Annotated in this window: 14 protein-coding genes; 9 read left to right on the top strand and 5 right to left on the bottom strand. The window is 67.7% G+C overall.

Annotation, left to right across the window (positions count from 1 at the left end; translation table 11 throughout):
- Window positions 1-511 precede the first annotated feature (511 nt).
- The 5 genes from CYFUS_RS38140 (at window position 512) to CYFUS_RS38120 (ending at window position 9,934) form a co-directional block, all read left to right on the top strand.
- A complete protein-coding gene (locus CYFUS_RS38140; protein ID WP_095989674.1) occupies window positions 512-3,214 on the top strand; it encodes a glycoside hydrolase family 48 protein in 2,703 nt (900 codons plus the stop codon).
- Window positions 3,215-3,385: 171 nt separating this feature from the next.
- Window positions 3,386-6,388 carry a glycoside hydrolase family 9 protein gene (locus tag CYFUS_RS38135; protein ID WP_095989673.1) on the top strand — a complete coding sequence of 1,001 codons (3,003 nt, stop codon included), beginning with the start codon at window positions 3,386-3,388 and terminating at the stop codon, window positions 6,386-6,388.
- Window positions 6,389-6,420: 32 nt separating this feature from the next.
- The gene (locus tag CYFUS_RS38130; RefSeq protein WP_095989672.1) at window positions 6,421-7,722 is read left to right on the top strand and encodes a lytic polysaccharide monooxygenase; all 1,302 of its coding nucleotides are present in this window, start codon (window positions 6,421-6,423) and stop codon (window positions 7,720-7,722) included.
- A gap of 111 nt (window positions 7,723-7,833) precedes the next feature.
- Window positions 7,834-9,318: a hypothetical protein gene (locus CYFUS_RS53345; RefSeq protein WP_232537047.1), complete on the top strand. Its 1,485-nt coding sequence runs from the start codon at window positions 7,834-7,836 to the stop codon at window positions 9,316-9,318.
- 4 nt (window positions 9,319-9,322) lie between these two features.
- Window positions 9,323-9,934 carry a hypothetical protein gene (locus CYFUS_RS38120; protein WP_157758891.1) on the top strand — a complete coding sequence of 204 codons (612 nt, stop codon included), beginning with the start codon at window positions 9,323-9,325 and terminating at the stop codon, window positions 9,932-9,934.
- Between the two features lie 51 nt (window positions 9,935-9,985).
- Here the strand turns inward: CYFUS_RS38120 and CYFUS_RS38115 are convergent, their stop codons facing one another.
- A complete protein-coding gene (locus CYFUS_RS38115; RefSeq protein WP_095989670.1) occupies window positions 9,986-10,936 on the bottom strand; it encodes a PrsW family intramembrane metalloprotease in 951 nt (316 codons plus the stop codon).
- Window positions 10,937-11,031: 95 nt separating this feature from the next.
- Here CYFUS_RS38115 and CYFUS_RS38110 point away from each other — a divergent pair, with 95 nt between their 5' ends.
- Window positions 11,032-11,802, top strand: coding sequence for a hypothetical protein (locus CYFUS_RS38110; RefSeq protein ID WP_095989669.1), 771 nt, complete (start codon window positions 11,032-11,034; stop codon window positions 11,800-11,802).
- A 3-nt stretch (window positions 11,803-11,805) separates the two neighbouring features.
- Here the strand turns inward: CYFUS_RS38110 and CYFUS_RS38105 are convergent, their stop codons facing one another.
- A complete protein-coding gene (locus CYFUS_RS38105; protein ID WP_095989668.1) occupies window positions 11,806-12,483 on the bottom strand; it encodes a pentapeptide repeat-containing protein in 678 nt (225 codons plus the stop codon).
- 270 nt (window positions 12,484-12,753) lie between these two features.
- Between CYFUS_RS38105 and CYFUS_RS38100 the strand changes: the two genes are divergently transcribed.
- The gene (locus CYFUS_RS38100) at window positions 12,754-13,641 is read left to right on the top strand and encodes an RNA polymerase factor sigma-32 (protein WP_095989667.1); all 888 of its coding nucleotides are present in this window, start codon (window positions 12,754-12,756) and stop codon (window positions 13,639-13,641) included.
- A gap of 58 nt (window positions 13,642-13,699) precedes the next feature.
- On the opposite strand, the gene CYFUS_RS38095 is transcribed toward CYFUS_RS38100, so the two are convergent.
- Complete coding sequence (locus tag CYFUS_RS38095; protein WP_095989666.1) at window positions 13,700-14,035, bottom strand: CBS domain-containing protein; 336 nt, start codon at window positions 14,033-14,035, stop codon at window positions 13,700-13,702.
- A gap of 149 nt (window positions 14,036-14,184) precedes the next feature.
- Here CYFUS_RS38095 and CYFUS_RS38090 point away from each other — a divergent pair, with 149 nt between their 5' ends.
- Together CYFUS_RS38090 and CYFUS_RS38085 are read left to right on the top strand one after the other, a co-directional pair.
- Window positions 14,185-14,835: a phosphatase PAP2 family protein gene (locus CYFUS_RS38090; RefSeq protein WP_095989665.1), complete on the top strand. Its 651-nt coding sequence runs from the start codon at window positions 14,185-14,187 to the stop codon at window positions 14,833-14,835.
- Window positions 14,832-15,767 carry a fatty acid desaturase gene (locus CYFUS_RS38085; protein ID WP_095989664.1) on the top strand — a complete coding sequence of 312 codons (936 nt, stop codon included), beginning with the start codon at window positions 14,832-14,834 and terminating at the stop codon, window positions 15,765-15,767. The genes CYFUS_RS38090 and CYFUS_RS38085 overlap by 4 nt, the downstream gene beginning before the upstream one ends.
- 26 nt (window positions 15,768-15,793) lie before the next feature.
- On the opposite strand, the gene CYFUS_RS38080 is transcribed toward CYFUS_RS38085, so the two are convergent.
- Together CYFUS_RS38080 and CYFUS_RS38075 are read right to left on the bottom strand one after the other, a co-directional pair.
- The gene (locus CYFUS_RS38080) at window positions 15,794-16,999 is read right to left on the bottom strand and encodes a BMP family lipoprotein (protein WP_095989663.1); all 1,206 of its coding nucleotides are present in this window, start codon (window positions 16,997-16,999) and stop codon (window positions 15,794-15,796) included.
- A gap of 30 nt (window positions 17,000-17,029) precedes the next feature.
- Entirely contained in the window at window positions 17,030-18,127 is a 1,098-nt protein-coding gene (locus tag CYFUS_RS38075) for an isopenicillin N synthase family dioxygenase (RefSeq protein WP_232537046.1), read from the bottom strand.
- Window positions 18,128-18,191 lie beyond the last annotated feature (64 nt).

Here is an 18,191-nt window from a genome sequence, read left to right as displayed (position 1 = left end):
CCTTGTCGCGCGCCAGCGGGAGCGGCTCGTCATGCGAGCGCTCGGGGCTTGGATGGGTCTGGCGGGGTGGGATACGGGTGCCGTGGTTGCTGAGCGGTAGGGGCTGGTGGGTTGGGCGGTCTTCGTCGGGCAACGAAGTCCAACAGGTAGCGAGACGGCTCCGTGTCCTGTTTCTCCGGGCGCCACGGACCGGCCGGTCGTTCCTTGCTTATTCCATACATACGCATCAACGTGGAAAAGCAGTTTTCGTTTGCATTCAAGAATTCACTGATGTATCAGGGGAATCCGCGATGGCCTGCTGAGTCAGACGGGCCGTGCCCGCCTCCGTGATTCCTTTCATTGTCTGTGCAGTGAATGTGTTGTCCCGCGTGAGATGCGTGGGGATGGGGATGCTCCCCACTTCCATCCCTCGAAAGTCATCTCTTCGTGATGTTGGAAAACGCTGACGCGGTCCCGGCAGGACGGTCGTCCCCGGTCATGTCGTGCATTCATCTTACCCCAGGAGGAAGTGATGTTCTTGAAGCCTGTCAAAGCAGCGATGACGCGTGCCCTCTGTCTGGCCATCGCGGCGACCGTTCCCGCGCAAGCGGTTGCGGCCAGCCCCCGGCCCGCGCCCGTGCGCACGCTGTCCAAGGCGCTCGCGGGTGAGTCTTCCGCCTATACGCAGCGCTTCCTGGATCAGTACAACAAGATCAAGGATCCGGCGAACGGGTACTTCAGCCCCAAGGGCGTGCCCTATCACTCCATCGAGACGCTGATGGTGGAGGCGCCGGACCACGGTCACGAGACCACCTCGGAGGCCTACGGCTATTGGCTGTGGCTGGAGGCGGTGTATGGCCAGGTGACGGGGGACTGGGCGCCCTTCAACGCCGCCTGGGCCAACATGGAGAAGTACATCATCCCCTCGCACGCGGATCAGCCCACCAACCAGTACTACAACGCGAGCAAGCCGGCCACCTACGCCGCGGAGTGGGACTTGCCGAAGCAGTATCCCTCCCAGCTGCGCCCGGAGGTGGCGGTGGGCAACGACCCGATCGCGGCCGAGCTGCAGGCGGCGTACGGCACCAGCGACATCTATGGCATGCACTGGCTGCTGGACGTGGACAACTGGTACGGCTACGGCCGCTGCGGAGATGGCACGACCTCGCCGTCCTACATCAACACCTTCCAGCGCGGCTCGCAGGAGTCCGTGTGGGAGACGGTGCCGCACCCCTCCTGCGACACCTTCGCCTGGGGCAAGTCGGGCCATGGCTTCCTGAGCCTGTTCACGGGTGACGCCAACTACTCGCGCCAGTGGCGCTACACCAACGCGCCGGACGCGGATGCCCGCGCGGTGCAGGCGGCGTACTGGGCCCACATCTGGGCCAAGGAGCAGGGCAAGGAGGCCCAGGTGGCCGATGCCGTCAAGAAGGCGGCGAAGATGGGCGACTACCTGCGCTACTCGATGTTCGACAAGTACTTCAAGCGCATCGGTGATTGCATTGGCGAGACCAACTGCCCCGCGGGCAGTGGCAAGAACAGCATGCACTATCTGCTGTCCTGGTACTACTCGTGGGGTGGTGCCGTCGACACGAGCGCTGGCTGGGCCTGGCGCATCGGCTCGAGCCACAACCACTTCGGCTACCAGAACCCGATGGCGGCCTACGTGCTGAGCAGCACGTCGTTCCTGCGGCCCCTGTCCGCGACCGGCGCCGCCGACTGGGCGACGAGCCTCAAGCGGCAGATCGAGTTCTACACCTGGTTGCAGTCGGCCGAGGGCGGCTTCGCGGGTGGTGCCACGAACAGCTGGAACGGTCGCTACGGGCAGCCGGACAACGCGTCGTCCTTCTACGGCATGTACTACGACTGGCAGCCCGTCTACCACGATCCCCCGAGCAACCAGTGGTTCGGCTTCCAGGCGTGGTCCGTGCAGCGCGTGGCGGAGTACTACTACGTCACGGGTGACGCGCAGGCCAAGAAGCTGCTCGACAAGTGGGTGGCCTGGGCCTCGCAGAACACCAAGCTCACCACGGATGGCAAGTACCAGGTCCCCAGCACCCTGGCGTGGTCGGGTACGCCGGACACCTGGAACCCGGCCTCTCCGGGCACCAACAGCAACCTGCACGTGACGGTCGTGGACCACACCACCGACGTGGGCGTGACGTCGGCGTACGCCCGTACGCTGGTGTTCTACGCCGCCCGGTCCGGCAACACGGCGGCCAAGACCCTGGCCAAGGAGCTGCTCGACCGGATGTGGACGAACTACCAGACGCCCAAGGGCGTGGCCGTGCCCGAGAAGCGCGAGGACTACAAGCGCTTCGACGACACCTACAACGCGACGACGGGCGACGGCGTCTTCGTCCCCTCGGGCTGGTCGGGCACGACGGCCCAGGGCGCGACGGTCGACTCGAACGCCACGTTCCTCAGCCTGCGTCCGAAGTACAAGCAGGATCCGGAGTGGGCGAAGGTGCAGAGCTTCCTCAACGGCGGCCCGGTGCCCGAGTTCACCTACCACCGCTTCTGGGCCCAGGCGGACATCGCCATGGCCATGGCGGACTACGCCCGGCTGTTCGAGGGTGCTCCTCCCGCCGCCGGCATCGTGGCCTCGTCGACGGACATCAGCGTGGCCGAGGGGGGCTCCGCGAGCTTCACGGTGAGCCTGTCCGCCGCCCCCGCGGGCAACGTCACGGTCTCCGTGGCCAAGGCTTCCGGTGACGCGGACCTGTTCGTGTCGTCCGGCGCCACGCTGACCTTCACCCCCGCCAACTGGAACGTGGGGCAGACGGTCACCATCTCCGCGGTGGAGGACGCGGACCAGACGAACGGGACGGCCAGCTTCAAGCTGAGCGCGACGGGCCTGTCGGCGGTGTCCGTCAACGCGACCGAGCTCGACAATGACATCCCGGCCCCGCCGAGCTGCACGGTGACCGTGGACGCCAGCAACGACTGGGGCAACGGTCACGTCGCCCGGGTCATCCTCCAGAACGCGGGCACGCAGCCCATCTCCAACTGGAAGATCAGCTGGACGGCCACCAACGACTTCACGCTGGCCAACTCCTGGAGCGCGACCTTCACGAAGACGGGCCGCTCGGTCGAGGTGACGCCCCAGGGCAACTCGACGGTTCCGGGCGGCAGCAGCATCGAGGCCGGCTACGTGGCCAACTACAGCGGCGCCAAGCCGGTGCCCAGTGGTCTCCGTCTGGAAGGCCAGAACTGCAACATCGTCGTCAAGTGAGGGCGGGGCCGCTCAACGTCTTGGCAGGTGCTGAGTTCATGGGGAAGCGTTGAGCGGCCTTCCTTTCAGTATTCGAGGCGGCGGGGAACGGAGCGTTCCTCGCCGCCGTCTTGCAATCCAAGCCTCCCCTCTCCCCCCACTCCATGGACGCAACGAAGGAGCCGTTCCACGATGCGTAAGTCTTTCCTGACAACCCCCGCCGCGCTGCTGATGGGCTTGTCGTCGGTCGCGAGCCCGCTGGCCGCGCAAGCGCAGACGTTCAACTACGCGGAGGCCCTGCAGAAATCCATCTGGTTCTACGAGGCCCAGCGCTCCGGTCCCCTCCCCAGCAACAACCGGGTGAGCTGGCGCGGCGACTCCGGCCTGAACGACGGCGCCGACGTGGGCAAGGATCTGACCGGCGGTTGGTACGATGCCGGCGATCACGTGAAGTTCGGCCTCCCCATGGCCGCCAGCGCGACCCTGCTGGCCTGGTCCCTCTACGAGTACGAGGATGCGTACCAGCAGAGCGGACAGCGCGCCGCGCTCCTGGACAACCTGCGCTGGGTCAATGACTACTTCATCAAGGCGCATACCGCTCCGAACGAGCTGTATGGCCAGGTGGGCGCGGGCAACGCGGACCACTCCTGGTGGGGACCGGCCGAGGTCATGCAGATGGCGCGGCCCGCCTTCAAGATCGACGCTTCCTGCCCCGGCTCGGACCTGGCCGGTGAGACGGCCGCGGCCATGGCCGCCTCGTCCATCGTGTTCAGGCAGGCGGATCCGGCCTACTCGGCCACCTTGTTGACGCACGCCAAACAGCTCTTCACCTTCGCGGACACCTACCGGGGCAAGTACTCCGACTGCATCACGGACGCGAAGTCCTTCTACAACTCCTGGAGTGGCTACTGGGACGAGCTGAGCTGGGCGGGTGCCTGGCTGTACTTGGCCACCGCGGAGAGCAGCTACCTGACGAAGGCCGAGAGCTACACCTCCTACTGGGGCAACGAGAATCAGACGCCCTACTGGAGCTACCGGTGGACGCACAACTGGGATGACAAGCACTTCGGTGCCCAGCTCCTGCTCGCCCGCCTCACGGGCAAGGACATCTACAAGTCCTCCACGGAGCGCAACCTGGATTACTGGACCACCGGCTTCAACGGCGAGCGCGTCCGCTACACGCCGGGTGGGCTCGCCTGGCTGGATACGTGGGGCAGCCTGCGCTACGCCGCGAACGCCTCGTTCCTCGCCTTCGTCTACTCCGACGACATCGCCGCCAGCGATCCGGCCAGGGCCACGCGCTACCGCGACTTCGCCGACCGGCAGGTCCGCTACATGCTCGGCGAGAACCCCCGCAACTCGAGCTACGTGATTGGCTTCGGCGCGAACCCGCCCCGCAACCCGCACCACCGCACGGCGCACGGCGCCTGGGCCGACTCCCTCTCCAACCCGGTCGAGAGCCGGCACATCCTGTATGGCGCCCTGGTGGGTGGCCCGGACGCGTCGGATGCCTACGTGGACGACCGGTCCAACTACACCGCGAACGAGGTCGCCACGGACTACAACGCGGCCTTCACCGGTGTGCTGGCCAAGATGTACCTCCTGCACGGCGGTACGCCCGACCCCACCTTCCCGAAGCGGGAGACGCCCACCACGGACGAGTTCTACGTGGAGGCCGGCATCAACGTGTCCGGCCAGAACTTCACGGAGATCCGCTCGTACGTCAACAACGTCTCGAGCTGGCCCGCCCGCATGGGTGACAAGCTGTCCCTGCGCTACTTCATCGACATCTCCGAGGTCATCGCCGCCGGAGGTTCCGCCGCGAGCCTGACCGTCTCGATGAACTACAGCCAGGGCGCCAAGGTCCTGCCGCTCAAGCAGTGGTCCGGCAACATCTACTACGTCACGGTCGACTTCACCGGCACGCCCGTCTACCCCGGTGGCCAGTCCGCCTTCCGCAAGGAAGCCCAGTTCCGCATCGCCGCCGCGGTGGGCGCCGCGTGGGATCCGACCAATGACCCGTCCTACAAGAACCTGACCGCTTCCGCGGCGAGGACGTCTCTCATTCCCATCTACGACAACGGTGTGCGCATCTTCGGCTCCGAGCCCGGCCCCATCGTGGTCGACACCATCCCCCCCGCGCTCCCGGTCGGTCTGCTGGCCGCCGCGGCCAATCCCACGCAGATCAACCTGAGCTGGAACGCGAACACCGAGCCGGACCTGGCGGGCTACAATGTCTATCGCTCCACCACGAGCGGCTTCACGCCCTCGGCCGCCAACCGGGTCGCCAGCGGCCTCACGACCGCCTCCTACTCCGACGCCGGGCTGAAGGCCTCGACCGTCTACTATTACAAGGTCACGGCCGTCGACACGTCTGGCAACGAGTCCCCCGCGTCCTCGCAGTCCTCCGCGTCCACGCCCGCCCCGGATACCCTTCCGCCCGCGGCTCCGGCAGGCCTGAAGGCCACCTCGGCCAGCTCCAGCCAGATCAACCTGTCCTGGACCGCCAGCACCGAGGCCGACCTGAAGGGCTACAGCGTCTACCGCTCCACGACGAGCGGCTTCACGCCCTCGGCCGCCAACCGGATCGCCAGCGGCCTCACGACCGCCTCCTACGCCAGCACCGGCCTGACCGCCTCGACCGCCTACTATTACAAGATCACGGCCGTCGACACGTCCGGCAACGAGTCCTCCGCGTCCACGGAAGTCTCCGCGACCACGCAGCAGGCCCCCGCCTCCAGCCTCTCGGTCCAGTACCGTGACGGTGATTCCAATTCGCCGGCCAACAACCAGGCCCGGCCCCACTTCCGGATCGCCAACGGGGGAACGGCCGGCGTTCCGCTCTCGGAGCTGAAGGTCCGCTACTACTTCACGCCGGACTCCGGCGAGTCGGTGCAGGTCGCGTGTGACTACGCCAACGTGAACTGCTCGAACATCACCTCCACCGTGGTCCAGCTCTCCACGCCGAAGACGGGTGCCTCGCACTACATCGAGTTCGGCTTCACCACGGGCGCTGGCTCCGTGGCGGCGGGCGGCGACACGGGCGAGATCCAGATCCGCTTCAACAAGAGCAACTGGTCCAACTTCGACGAGACGAACGACTACTCGTTCGACCCCACCAAGACCTCGTTCTCCACGACGAGCAAGATGACCGTGTTCCGCAGCGGCGTCCTCGTCTGGGGCACCGAGCCGTAAACCCGGCACTTCGAGCGAAGGAGAAGAACTTCATGCGAAAGCCAAACAAGAGCGTGTCTCGTGCAGCGATCGTCGGCCTGACCTCCCTGGGGCTGGTGTTGCCCCTCGACGCGGCGCTGGCCCACGGCGGACTGACGTTCCCCGCGACCCGGACCTACGCCTGCTACCTGGATGGCAAGGCGGGTGGTGGGGGAGGCGATCTGCAACCCACCAATCCGGCCTGTGTCGAGGCCGTGGCCCTGGGCGGAAAGAATCCGCTCTGGAACTGGTTCGGCAACCTCATCAGCAACGCGGGGGGGCGGCACCGGGAGATCATCCCGGACGGGAAGCTGTGCGGACCCACTGCGCTCTTCGACGCCTACAACCTGGCGCACCCGGCCTGGCCCACGACGACCCTGAAGTCGGGCACGACCATCACCATCCGGTACAACGCGTGGGCGCCGCACCCCGGCACCTGGTACCAGTACGTGACCCGGGATGGGTGGGATCCGAGCCAGCCGCTGAAGTGGTCCGATCTGGAGCCGGCACCCTTCGACACGGTCACCAATCCGCCGATCAACGGCAGCGGCCCGGATGGCGCCGAGTACACGTGGAGCGCGCAGTTGCCGGTGGGCAAGAGCGGACGGCACATCATCTATTCCATCTGGCAGCGCTCGGACAGCCCGGAGGCCTTCTACAACTGCTCCGACGTGCTCTTCGACAGCGGCGCGCCGGATAACGAGGCGCCCACCGCCCCTGGGACGCCCACCGCGAGCGGCGTGACCGGGACGACCGCCGACCTGAGCTGGCCCGCCGCGCACGACAACCAGGGCGTGGTGGGCTACGACGTGTACCACCTGATGGGCTCCACCCCCCATCGGATGGCCTCGCCCACGGGCACCTCCACCCGCCTCACGGGCCTGACGCCCTCGACCGCGTACTCCTTCTACGTGGTCGCGCGTGATGCCGCGGGCAACCTCTCCCCGGCCTCCGGCGTGCTCTCGTTCACCACGACCGAGACCGCGCCCACCGGGAACTGCCACGTGGTCTACACCGAGCCCAACAAGTGGTCCGGTGGCTTCACCGGCAACATCCAGATCACCAACACCGGAACCAGCGCCATCTCTGGCTGGACGCTGCAGTGGGAGTTCGGCGCTGGTCAGACGGTCGTGAATGGCTGGAGCGCGAAGCTCTTCCAGCACCATTCCTCGGTGAGCGCGGAGAACGAGGCCTGGACCGGCACCATCCCCCCGAATGGCTCGGTCACCTTCGGGTTCAACGCGAACTCGCCGACGCCCAACGCTCCGGCGCCGGCCGCCTTCCTGCTCAACGGCACGCTCTGCACCACGCCATGAGTTGAAAGTCATACACCGGGGTGGGTGCTCTCGTTGCACCCACCCCGGTGGCGTTTTCCTCAGACGTGCTGTGCCCAGGCGCCTTCGTGTTCCTGGGCCTGGGGGTGGAGCATGCCCGCTGAGTTGGATTGGAAGTGGGCGGCCCTGGTGCTTGGGGCCGTCGTGCTGTCCACCGGCTGCATCACGGTGACTCCGCCCGCGGGACGCGGTGTGCTCCTGGACCGCAACCCGGCTGCCGCGTCCGGGCTGGTGGGCGAGGTACGTGGTGACGTCCAGCACGTGGCCACGGGGGCGAATGCACCCGCGAGGCTGCTGCGCCGACGGGGAGAGCGCGTACAGGGCACGGAGGTGGCCATGGTGAGCCCGGCTGAAATGGCCGTGCGCGCGGTGGCCAGCGGGGCCAGGCAGGCGGACGCCTTCGAGTACCTGCTGCTGCTGGCGGGCCTGGACAACGTCAACGACGAGCCCCCACGAGGTGCTCCCCTCACGCCCGAGGAGGCGGCCCGGGTACTGACGGTGCTGTTGAACAAGCCCGTGACGCTGGGCTCGTTCCCGCCGCGCATGGCTGCCTGTCACCTGCTACGGGAGGTGCTGGTGGGAGGGGCCGTCTCCCGCGAGGAGCTGCTGCGCCGGGTGGAGCGATTCAAGGGGGTGGCCGTGCTACGGCCGGACGGCTATCTGGCCTGGACGCTCAACGGACGCACGCAGCAGAAGGTGGGCCCGGTGGAGTGGAAGGAGGAAGCCTTTCGCGCGGGCGCCTTCGAGCTGGGCCGCTTCTACGTCGTCAAGGGGTGGGTGTTCCGGCAGGCGGATGCGCAACTGCGCCCCAGACTGGAAGGTCCCCCGCTGGCCGAGGTGTACGACGACGCCGACCTCATTGGCCGCTCGCTGGATGGCGCGGAGGAGGCATTCGTCGAGCTGTACCAGGCCATGGGCCAGCTGCTCACGCGCCCGCTGGACAGCCTCGCGGCGCTGCAACACCTCCCGGCGGGAGTCGCGGCCCTCATCGCCTCCTCGCCCGAGTACCTCGAGCGTTTCCGGTACATGACTCGGGGCGAGCAGGTGAAGGCAGTCTCCAAGCTGCTGACCCACCTCCTCGTCACGTTTGGCACGGCCGGGGGCACGACGAGCACGCTGACGCGGGCAGTGGGCGGGTTGGAGGTCACCATGCCCGTGCTGTCCCTCTCGGCCGAGGGTCTACTGTCGGTAAGGACGGTGGCGGTGGCGGCGGGCACGGTGACGACCACGCTGGAGGTGGGCGTGGGCTCCGTCTCCATCCTCCACATGGCCAGCAGGGATGATCATGCCCCAGGGGGTGAAAGCAAGAATTCCTATGTGGGCTTGACGAGGGCGCAACTCGAAAAGTCAAGAAGAAGCTTCATCAAGCTGATCGAGGAGCATGAGAAGAAGCTGCTGGAGTACCGTACCGATCCCTTCGCCAACGATAATCTTGGAAAGCTCAAGAACCAGCCTCCTGAGATTCAAAGGAAAATCATCCAGGGACGGATCGATGACGTGGAGAGGCAATTGAGGGGCCAGCGTCTGAACTTGAAGAGGGTCGAAGAGGTCCTGCGCACGCTAGATGGAGGACCGTGAGCGCATGCGAATCCTCATGCAGGAGCTGATGCTGATGCTGGAAGGGCTCGTCCGGGGGGAGGCCATGCTATTTGGGGTAGACGTCCTGACAATCGACGATATGGACCGTTATTGGGTGGTCAGATCCCCGGAGTGGACCGAGTTCCACCAGGATCCCAAGCTGTCCGTGGGCTCTCTCCTGGATGACTGGGCAGGACTTCAGCGGATGTTCGAGGGCAGCGCGCCCACCGCGGTTGATTTCGAGCGCCTGGGAGCAGTGCTTCGTGTCGTCTCCGATCGCATCCTCGAGCCTTCCACCTCGGAAACGGGTGGGAGCAAGGCCAGGCGCATCGACATCCATTTGCGGCAACTGCTCCTCCTGCTTGCAATTCTCGTCGAGCACTACCAGCAGGCAGGCGTAGACGCACTGGAGATCGACGACATGGATTATTATTGGGTTGTCGAGCCCCCGGATTGGACCGATTTCCAGAAGGACCCGTCGCTCTGCGTGGGTTCTCTCATCGATGATTGGGCGGAGCTCCAGCGGGTGCTGAAGGAAGACATCGCCACCACGGTGGACTTCAACCGTCTGGGGGCTGTGCTCCGTGCCGTCTCCGAGCGTCTCGGCCGACAGTGAAACCGCCAGCCGTTCTCGGTGACCGCGGAGAAAGGAGATTGACGGGCCGGTCTAGGCCAGATCTCTCTGTCCCGAGCGACGGACGACCAGGCTGATGATCGTGAACACGATCGTCAAGGACGCGGCGAATCCGTTCTTGTCACTCGTGTCCACGTCCCAGGGCCAGGGTGAACCGAAGAGCATGGCGAGGAGCACCACCCATGCGATCACGCAGCACCACAGGCCCGCCGCTCCCACGAACGAGCGCAGCCGCGCGCTGAGGGTGGAGGGCTGGGGAAGGGAGGGGGCGTCCGTCACGGAGGGATTCGTGGAGCGCTGCTCGGCCTGGAGCTCCTTGTAGAGGCGCCGGCCCCAGCGCACCTCGAGCAGGAGCACCAGGAGTGTCAGTGGGAGGAGAGGGAAGGAGCCCCGGAAGAGGAGGGTGTAATAGGCACCCTGCAGCAGGGTGGTGGCGGCGAATCCGGAGGCCAGCCGCCAGGTGCCGCGCGCGCGATCCTCGTCGAAGCGGGCGCGGCCCACGAAGGCGCCCAGGATGATGCCGGTGAAGGCCTGTTGGGGGACGGAGGTGACGGCGCGAAGCATCGCCAGTCCCGGGCCCGCTTCATCCGAGAGCGCGATCACGTAGAAGAGGTTCTCCAGCATCGCGAAGCCGAGCGAGACCGTGGCGCCATACACCACGCCATCCAGGGGCTCGTCGAAGGCGGGCTTGTTCCAGACGTACAGGCGCAGCACGAGCAGCCTGAAACACTGCTCGGGCAGGGCGACACCGAGGAAGGCCAGCAGCAGCGCCATGTCCCAGGTCTGCATGCGCCAGCCCCAGTGAACCGCCAGCGCATGGACGCCGAATGCCACCGGAACCACGGGCACGCAAAGGGCCACACCCCAGAAGAACGTGCGCCACAGGAGCCCGCGTGGCTCGGGATCCTTGTCCCGTGAGTGGACGTACCAGAGCAACAGCATGGGGGGCAGGGCGGCGGCGGCCCCGAGTGCGAACGGAGACATGGGGACGCAAGGTAGCCCGCGAAGGCTCCAGGTCGCATGGGTCTTGAGAACAGATAGTATCGGCACTCCCGGACGCGGAGGCAGGAGCGATGTCGATGCCGGATTCGGAAACCCTGGATGGCTCGACCCCGGAGAGCACGCCGCTGGCGGCGGAGCACGCGCGCCGGCTGCCCCTGTCCGCGTTCACCGTGCTGGCCGGGGGCGACGTGTTCGAGTCCGTCCAGGGACGGCCTCCCAAGGACGGCGTGAGCCGGGCCCGCGCCTGGTTCCAGGCGAAGGTGAGCCTCCGGGCGCATGGTGCTCCCGCCGAGCTGCTCCAGCGCGTGGAAGGGGACATGGTCCGGCAGCTCTCGGGCAACCTCCAGCTCATCGGCCGCATGGACGCGGCGCGGCCGGTGGAGGTGGACCTCATCCCCCCGGGGCAGCCCCTGGCGAAGTATGGCTATCCCCGCTCCGTGTCTCCCCAGGCGGCGGGTCTGTTCTGGGATCATCCGGAGTGGCCTCGCGCCCGCATCGCGCTGCGCCAGGACAAGCTGGGCCCCGAGCCCCATCTGGTGTTCCACGAGCTGGCCCATGCCATCCAGGGCATGGCCTTCACCCAGGAGGAGAACGAGCTCATCTACCGGACGCTGCGGCGCACCTACCGCGTCCGCGCCCGCATGGACGAGGTGTTCGCGCTCTACAGCGAGCGCGAGTTCATCCCCACCGTCACCGCGCATGATCTGCGCGCGCCGGGGGTGTACGGCATGGCGCGCCAGCGCTGGAACGAGGAGCACGTCTTCACCCGCTTCGTGCGCAACCTCTACTTCCCCTACAAGCCGCTGGCGGGCCCCGCGTCGGGCCAGGGCGCGTCCTTCTTCGGCTGAGGCTCAGCGCTTCTTCTTGCGGCCCCGGGACGCCGGAGCCCCGGTCGTGTCGCCCATCGCCGGCACGCGCATGCCCATCGACTCGGCCAGGCTCACCGCCGTGGCCAGGGGCACCTGCGTGTCCTTGAGCCGGTTGCGCGAGGGATCCAGCACCAGCCCCACCGCCAGCGAGAAGTCCGTCCGGGTGAGGATGCAGCCACGGAAGTTGCTGCCCGTCAGGTCCGTCCCCTCGAAGTCCGAGTCCGTGAGGTCCAGATCGAAGAAGTTGGCCTCCTGCGCGGTGCAGCGCAGCACGTCCGTCTTCCTCAGGCTCAGCCCCACGAACGAGGCGTAGCGCAACACGCACCCCTCGAACGCCAGCTCCGGGTTGGCCGAGATGCTCGACCAGTCGATGCCCATCAGCTTCGAGCCCTCGAAGCGCACCCCCCGCAGCGCCGCCTGCGGAAACCGCGCCCGGGTGAGATCACACCCCTTCCAGGTGCAGTCCTCGAACTTGCACTGGCGCCACTGGCTCTCCTGGAACTGGGAGCGCTCGAAGGTGCAGCGGTAGAACTCCTTCTGGTTCAGCTCCAGCCCCTGCAGCTCGAGGTCCGTGAACGTCTCGTTCTCGAAGCCATCCTCCCGCTCGAGCCGGCGCACCAGCTCTTCCCGGCTCGCCCGCTCCCTTGGTTCCATGTCCATGGGGCCTCCATCTCATGGTGGGTCGGCTCCGGGAAGGAGGTGCCGTACCCGGGGGCCTGTAGGTCCCGCGCTCACTGAAATTCGCGTGCCGGACCTCGCGGCGGCCCCGTAAAAACTTCCGGGTTTCAGCCCTAAGCATGGGGGGAGCTGGATGCAAGCCCTTGTATTCATTGATGACCGTGCAGGTCGCGGGTTGGCACCGCTCTTGCTGAAAGCAAGGGCACGCAGTCTTCGCGGTCCCATCCCACGCGTCTTCCCCCGAGAGACATCATGACCCAGGCCTCCGCCTTCTCCTCCGCCGACTCCCTCTCCACCTACCTCTCGGAGATCAGCCAGTACCCGCTGCTGTCCGTGCAGGAGGAGCAGGCGCTCGCGCGGCGCTTCAAGCAGGGCGACATGGCCGCGGGCCACAAGCTGGTGACGAGCAACCTGCGCTTCGCGGTGAAGGTCTCCTACGAGTACCGCTCCTACGGGCTGAAGATGTCCGACCTCATCCAGGAGGCGAACATCGGCCTGATGAAGGCGGTGCAGAAGTTCGACGCGGACAAGGGCATCCGCCTCATCTCCTACGCGGTGTGGTGGATCCGCGCCTACATCCAGAACTACGTGCTGAAGAACTGGAGCCTGGTGAAGCTGGGCACCACGCAGGCCCAGCGCCGGCTGTTCTTCGCCCTGGCGCGCACGCGCCGCGAGCTGGAGAAGATGGGCCCCGGCGAGGGCAACATCGTCGACGCGGAGGAGATCGCCCGCAAGCTCAACGTGAAGGCCACCGAGGTGCGCGAGATGGAGCAGCGCATGGGCGGCCGGGATTTGTCGCTGGACGCGCCGGTGGGCGAGGACGGCGACGCCACGCACATGGACTTCGTGGAGTCCGAGTCCGTCTCCCAGGTGGACGAGGTGGCCGACCGCCAGGAGGCCGACCTGACGCGCGCCCGCATCCGTCAGGCGCTCACCCGGTTGGATCCGCGCGAGCGCTTCATCATCGAGCACCGGGTGATGGGCGACTCGGAGATGACGCTGAGCGAGCTGGGCGAGCACTTCGGCTTCTCGCGCGAGCGCGCGCGCCAGCTGGAGATCCGCGCCAAGGACAAGCTCAAGGCCGAGCTGATGTCGCTCATGGCCGAGCGCGACCAGGACTCCGCGGTCCACGCCGGGTAGTTCCCGGCGCGCGGTCCACGCCGGGGGTCGTCCCCGGCGGTCCGCCGTGCCCTGCTCCTCAGTGCGGCCAGCGCCCGTGGGCTCCGTGGAAGTCCACGAGTGGCGCGGCATGTTTGAGGTGGGGCCGGCCGGCCGGATCATTCTCCAGGACCGTCTCGAGCTGGCCTGAAAGAATTTCCTCCATGCTGGCCAGGGGGGAGATCCTCCACAACCGGCGCAGCTCCTCCTCGGTGATCTCTCCCAGGAGTTCGCCGTGCTCCTCGTCCACCACCGGCAACTGGCGCACTCCGAGTTCCTGCATCACCCGGAGCGCCGCCACGATGGTGTCCCCGGCGAACAACGTGGCCGCCCGCGAGACCCACTCCTCCACCGACCCCTGTACCCGCCCGTCCATGTGCGTCTCCTCCGACCTGTCCTGAAGTCTTAAGCAAACGTCCTGCCAAGGGGAGGGTCTCCCCCGTCAACGGCCGTTCCCGGACGGTAGGCGGGCCGTGCCTCGGGTAGCCTGGGGGTCCGTTTCCCGGTGGGGCGGAGGAGGCACGTGTGGTGCGGGCGATGGCGTGGCTGTACCGATTCAACGAGCCGTTCGTGGGGCGTCTGGTCACGACGGGGGTGACGATCGCCGCCACCTTCCAGCCGTACTTCTGGCTCAACAATCACCTGCCGCCGCGCTTCGACTTCCTCACGCCCCTGGACACGGCGATTCCCTTCCTGCCGTGGACGTACGCCGTCTATTGCAGCTTCTTCGCGCTGCTGCTCGGGGCGGCGTGGTGCCTGGAGGCGCGCGAGTACCTGCGGATGCTCGCGGCGGTGCTGGTGGCCAACGCCGTGTGCTACCTGGGCTTCTTCCTCTTCACCGCGCACTACCCGAGGCCTCCCGTGGACAGCATTCCCCCGGGTTTCTGGCGGGAGCAGTTCGCGCAGATGAGGGCCTCGGACAACGCGGGCAACACCTTCCCGAGCATCCACGTGGCCACCACCTGGCTCGGGGCGCTGCGGCTGCGCCACCGGCGCGGCGGTGTGTTGTGGCTGGTGTGGGCGGGCCTCATCTGTCTGTCCACGCTCACGGTGAAGCAGCACTTCGTCGTGGACGTGCTTGGCGGGCTCGCGGTGGCGGGGGGCGTTCACGCGCTGCTGTTCCGCCGCGCGGCGCCGTCCGCTTCCGTGCCCACGACGGTGGAGGCCCGCTCATGAGCGAGCCCCTGGCGCCCCCGCCGTCTCCTCCCGGCACGCTCAACGTGGTGCTGGCGCTGGGCATCGTCTCCGGGGGCGTGGGCCTGCAGTGGCTCGCGTCCCGGGCGTCCAGCTCCGGGGCGGTGGTGGGGTGGGGCGTCGTGTTCGCGTTCCTCTTCCTGCCGCTGTACTCGCTCCTGCACGAGGCCGAGCACCGGGTGTTCCACTCGAACGCGCGGGTGAACGAGTCCTTCGGCGTGCTGCTGGCCGCCTTCTTCCCGGGGCCCTTCACGTTCCTGCGCGCGTGCCACCTGGGCCATCACCGGCGCAACCGCGGCGACGCGGAGATGTTCGACCTGTACTACCCCTCGGACAACCTCGCGTGGAAGCGGGTGTACTTCTACTTCCTCTACACGGGGGGCTTCTGGCTGGCCGTTCCCGTGGCCGTGGTGTCGATGCTGCTGTGGCCCGGGCTGCTGCGCGGCCAGGTGCTGCGCGACCCCTCCGCGGTGGCCATGCTCAACGGCATTCCCTCGGGCTTCTTCCGCCGCATCCGGCTGGAGTGCGTGGGCGTGGTGCTGCTGCACGTGGGGCTGGTGGTGGGGCTCGGTCTGTCTCCCGGGCGCTATCTGCTGCTCTACGCGCTCTTCGGGCTGAACTGGTCGGCGCAGCAGTACATCACCCACGCGGCGAGTCCCCGGCACGTGCTGGATGGCGCGCACAACCTGCGCGCCGCGCGCGTCTACGAGGTGCTGCTGCTGCACTTCAACTGGCACCTGGCGCACCACCAGCACCCGCGCGTGCCCTGGTTGTACCTGCCGCGCTACGACGATCCGTCACGCGAGCGGCCGGGCTACCTCATGGCCTTCCTGCGCTTCTGGCGCGGACCCCAGCCCACCGAGCCGCTCGCGGCGCGGGCACCCGGTGGGGACCAGGAACCCGGCGTGTCGTGATGCCCGCCCCTCGTCCCCCGCGCGCTTCAGGGCTTCGGCCTGGCGCCCGTGAGCTGTGACGGGTGGGTGGGTACCTGGATCTCCCCGGCGATGATCTTCGCCTTGAGCGACTCCATCGTGCGCAGGGCCTCGTCCTTGCCGGGGAAGTCCAGCCGCACCGGCGCGTAGGCGATGCCGCCCTCCTTGAGGCCCAGGGACTGGGTGCCGCCCCGGAACTGGCCACGCACCTGGTCGCGCACGGCCTCGTACACCACCAGGTCCACGCGCTTGATGACCGCGGACAGCACGGCCTTGGGCGCCAGATGGGAGGGATCCGAGTCCACCCCCAGGACGTAGACGACCTTCCCCTCGTCGCGCGCCTCCTTCACCGCCTGGATGGCGCCCAGTCCATCCACTCCCGCCGCGGCGAAGATGACGTCCGAGCCCTTGGTCAGCAGATCCTGCCCCACCTGCTTGCCCAGGGCGAAGTTGGTGAAGCCCCCGGTGTAGTTGGCCACCACCGTGGCCTTGGGATTGGTGGCCGCCACGCCGGCGCGGAAGCCCGCCTCGAAGCGCTTGACCAGCGGTATCTCCATGCCGCCCACGAAGCCCACCTTGTTCGTCTTCGTCGCGAGTCCCGCCAGCGCGCCCACGAGGTAGCAGCCCTCCTCCTCACGGAAGACGACGGTGCGCACGTTGGGCAGGGTGTACGGCTCGCCCTGGGGCGACACCAGCGGGCTGTCCACGAGCAGGAAGTGCATCTCCGGGTCGCGCTTCGCGGCCGTCTCCACCGCGTTCTCCAACTGGAAGCCCACCGCGAGCGACAGCGGCACGCCCTGGTCCGCGAGCAGTTGCAGGTTGGGCTCGTAGTCCTCCGCCACGCGGCTCTGGATGACGACCGGGGTGATGCCGAGCGGCTCCACCGGCGAGTCGCGCCGGGCCAGGTCCTGGCCCAACGAGCCCTGGAGCGAGGCCTGCCGCTCCTCGGGGGTGAGGTCCTTGTAGCCGCCTCCCTCGTACCTCACGCCCGCGGCCCACTCCTCCAGCCCCCGCAGGGCCGAGTCGTTGAAGGACTGGTCCCCTCGCCCTCCGAGGCTGAGCACGAGGCCCACCCGCGTCGTCTTCGGCGCGGGCTTCATGGCCGTCGGGGCGGACGGGGCGGCGGGGGCCACCGGGGCGGGTTCCTCCTTGGCGCTCTTGCAGGCCAGGAGCAGGGATGACGCGAGGAGCAGGGTCGAGAGGCTCGGGCGCATGGGCCCGTGTCCTAGCATGGACGCGATGCGTCAGGTGCTGGAGCCGTTCGCGCGCATGCGGTGGAGCCGGTCGTAATGCCGGTAGCCGAGCTGATCGAGCGCGTCCGGGGTCGCCAGGCCGACGTCCACCAGGGTCTTGATGTCGTACGTGCCCGCGAGCACCGGGGGCGCGTAGTTCCGGATGGCCTCGGGGGTGCGGAACTTCTCCAGGGGGAAGAGCACCGTGCTCGTGTGCACGTGCATGAAGTGCGCGGCGGACTGCCGCTGCCAGCCGGGTACGCCGGGCGCGGTGATGACGTGGGGCGTCGCCAGGAACGTGCCACCGGTGAGGATCTCCAGTTGCTGGCCCACCTGCGCGACGAGGCACCCGGCCGGGGCGACGCCTTGCACGAGCCGGCCCTTGGGCTCCTCGGGGGTGGCGCGGGTGCGCAGGTACAGCCCGCTCCGCTCATCCGGCCGGGGCGCGGGGCGGACCTGGGGATCCAGGAACCGGCCACCGGGCAGCAGCGTGAGCAGGTTGAAGTCCGTGTGCTCCTCGCCCCAGAGGATGCCGGTGTTCACCTGCGAGGGCTTCAGCGGCAGGTATTGCAGCACCCGGGTGACGTGGGGACCCCGCTCGCAGACATCGGTGAACGTCTTCTGGGGCACGCCGAGCGCCATGGCGGCACCCCGCAGGAGCGACAAGCCCGCCTCGTGCAGCGAGCGGCCGAGCGAGAGCAGTCCTTCCTGGAAGTACGGCGGCGCGTCCTCCGGCCAGATGTTCTCCGGGTAGAGGTTGGGGAACTCGAGCACGGAGTTCTCGTCGGGCGGGTAGGGCGCGGCGAAGTAGCACTCCTTGAAGTCGGGCTGACCATTGCCGGCCACGGCGACCTCGGTGTTCGGCGGTGTCCAGCCTCGCTGGTACCAGATGTCGGCACGGCCGTAGGGGCGCTTGGCCTCGGTGGGCCGGGCGATGAACGCACCGAACGCGTCATAGAGCCGGTCGAGTGCCTGGGCATCGACGCCATGGTTCTTCACGTAGACGAGCCCGAAGACGCCGAAGGCCTCCCGGATCGCCATCGTGCCGCGCTCGATTCGGGAAGGGTCCTCTGATGAGAGATCGGCGAGGTCGACAGTGGGAATGTTCATCGGGAGTTCCGCCATGATGGCCCCTGGTGTACCGCGCCTCGCGTCCTGACGGAATACGGGCCGG

Origin of the sequence: Cystobacter fuscus, assembly GCF_002305875.1 — a bacterium.
Lineage (GTDB): Bacteria > Myxococcota > Myxococcia > Myxococcales > Myxococcaceae > Cystobacter > Cystobacter fuscus_A.
Note: the sequence above shows the minus strand (reverse complement) of the source record. Positions and strands in the feature narration are given on the sequence as shown.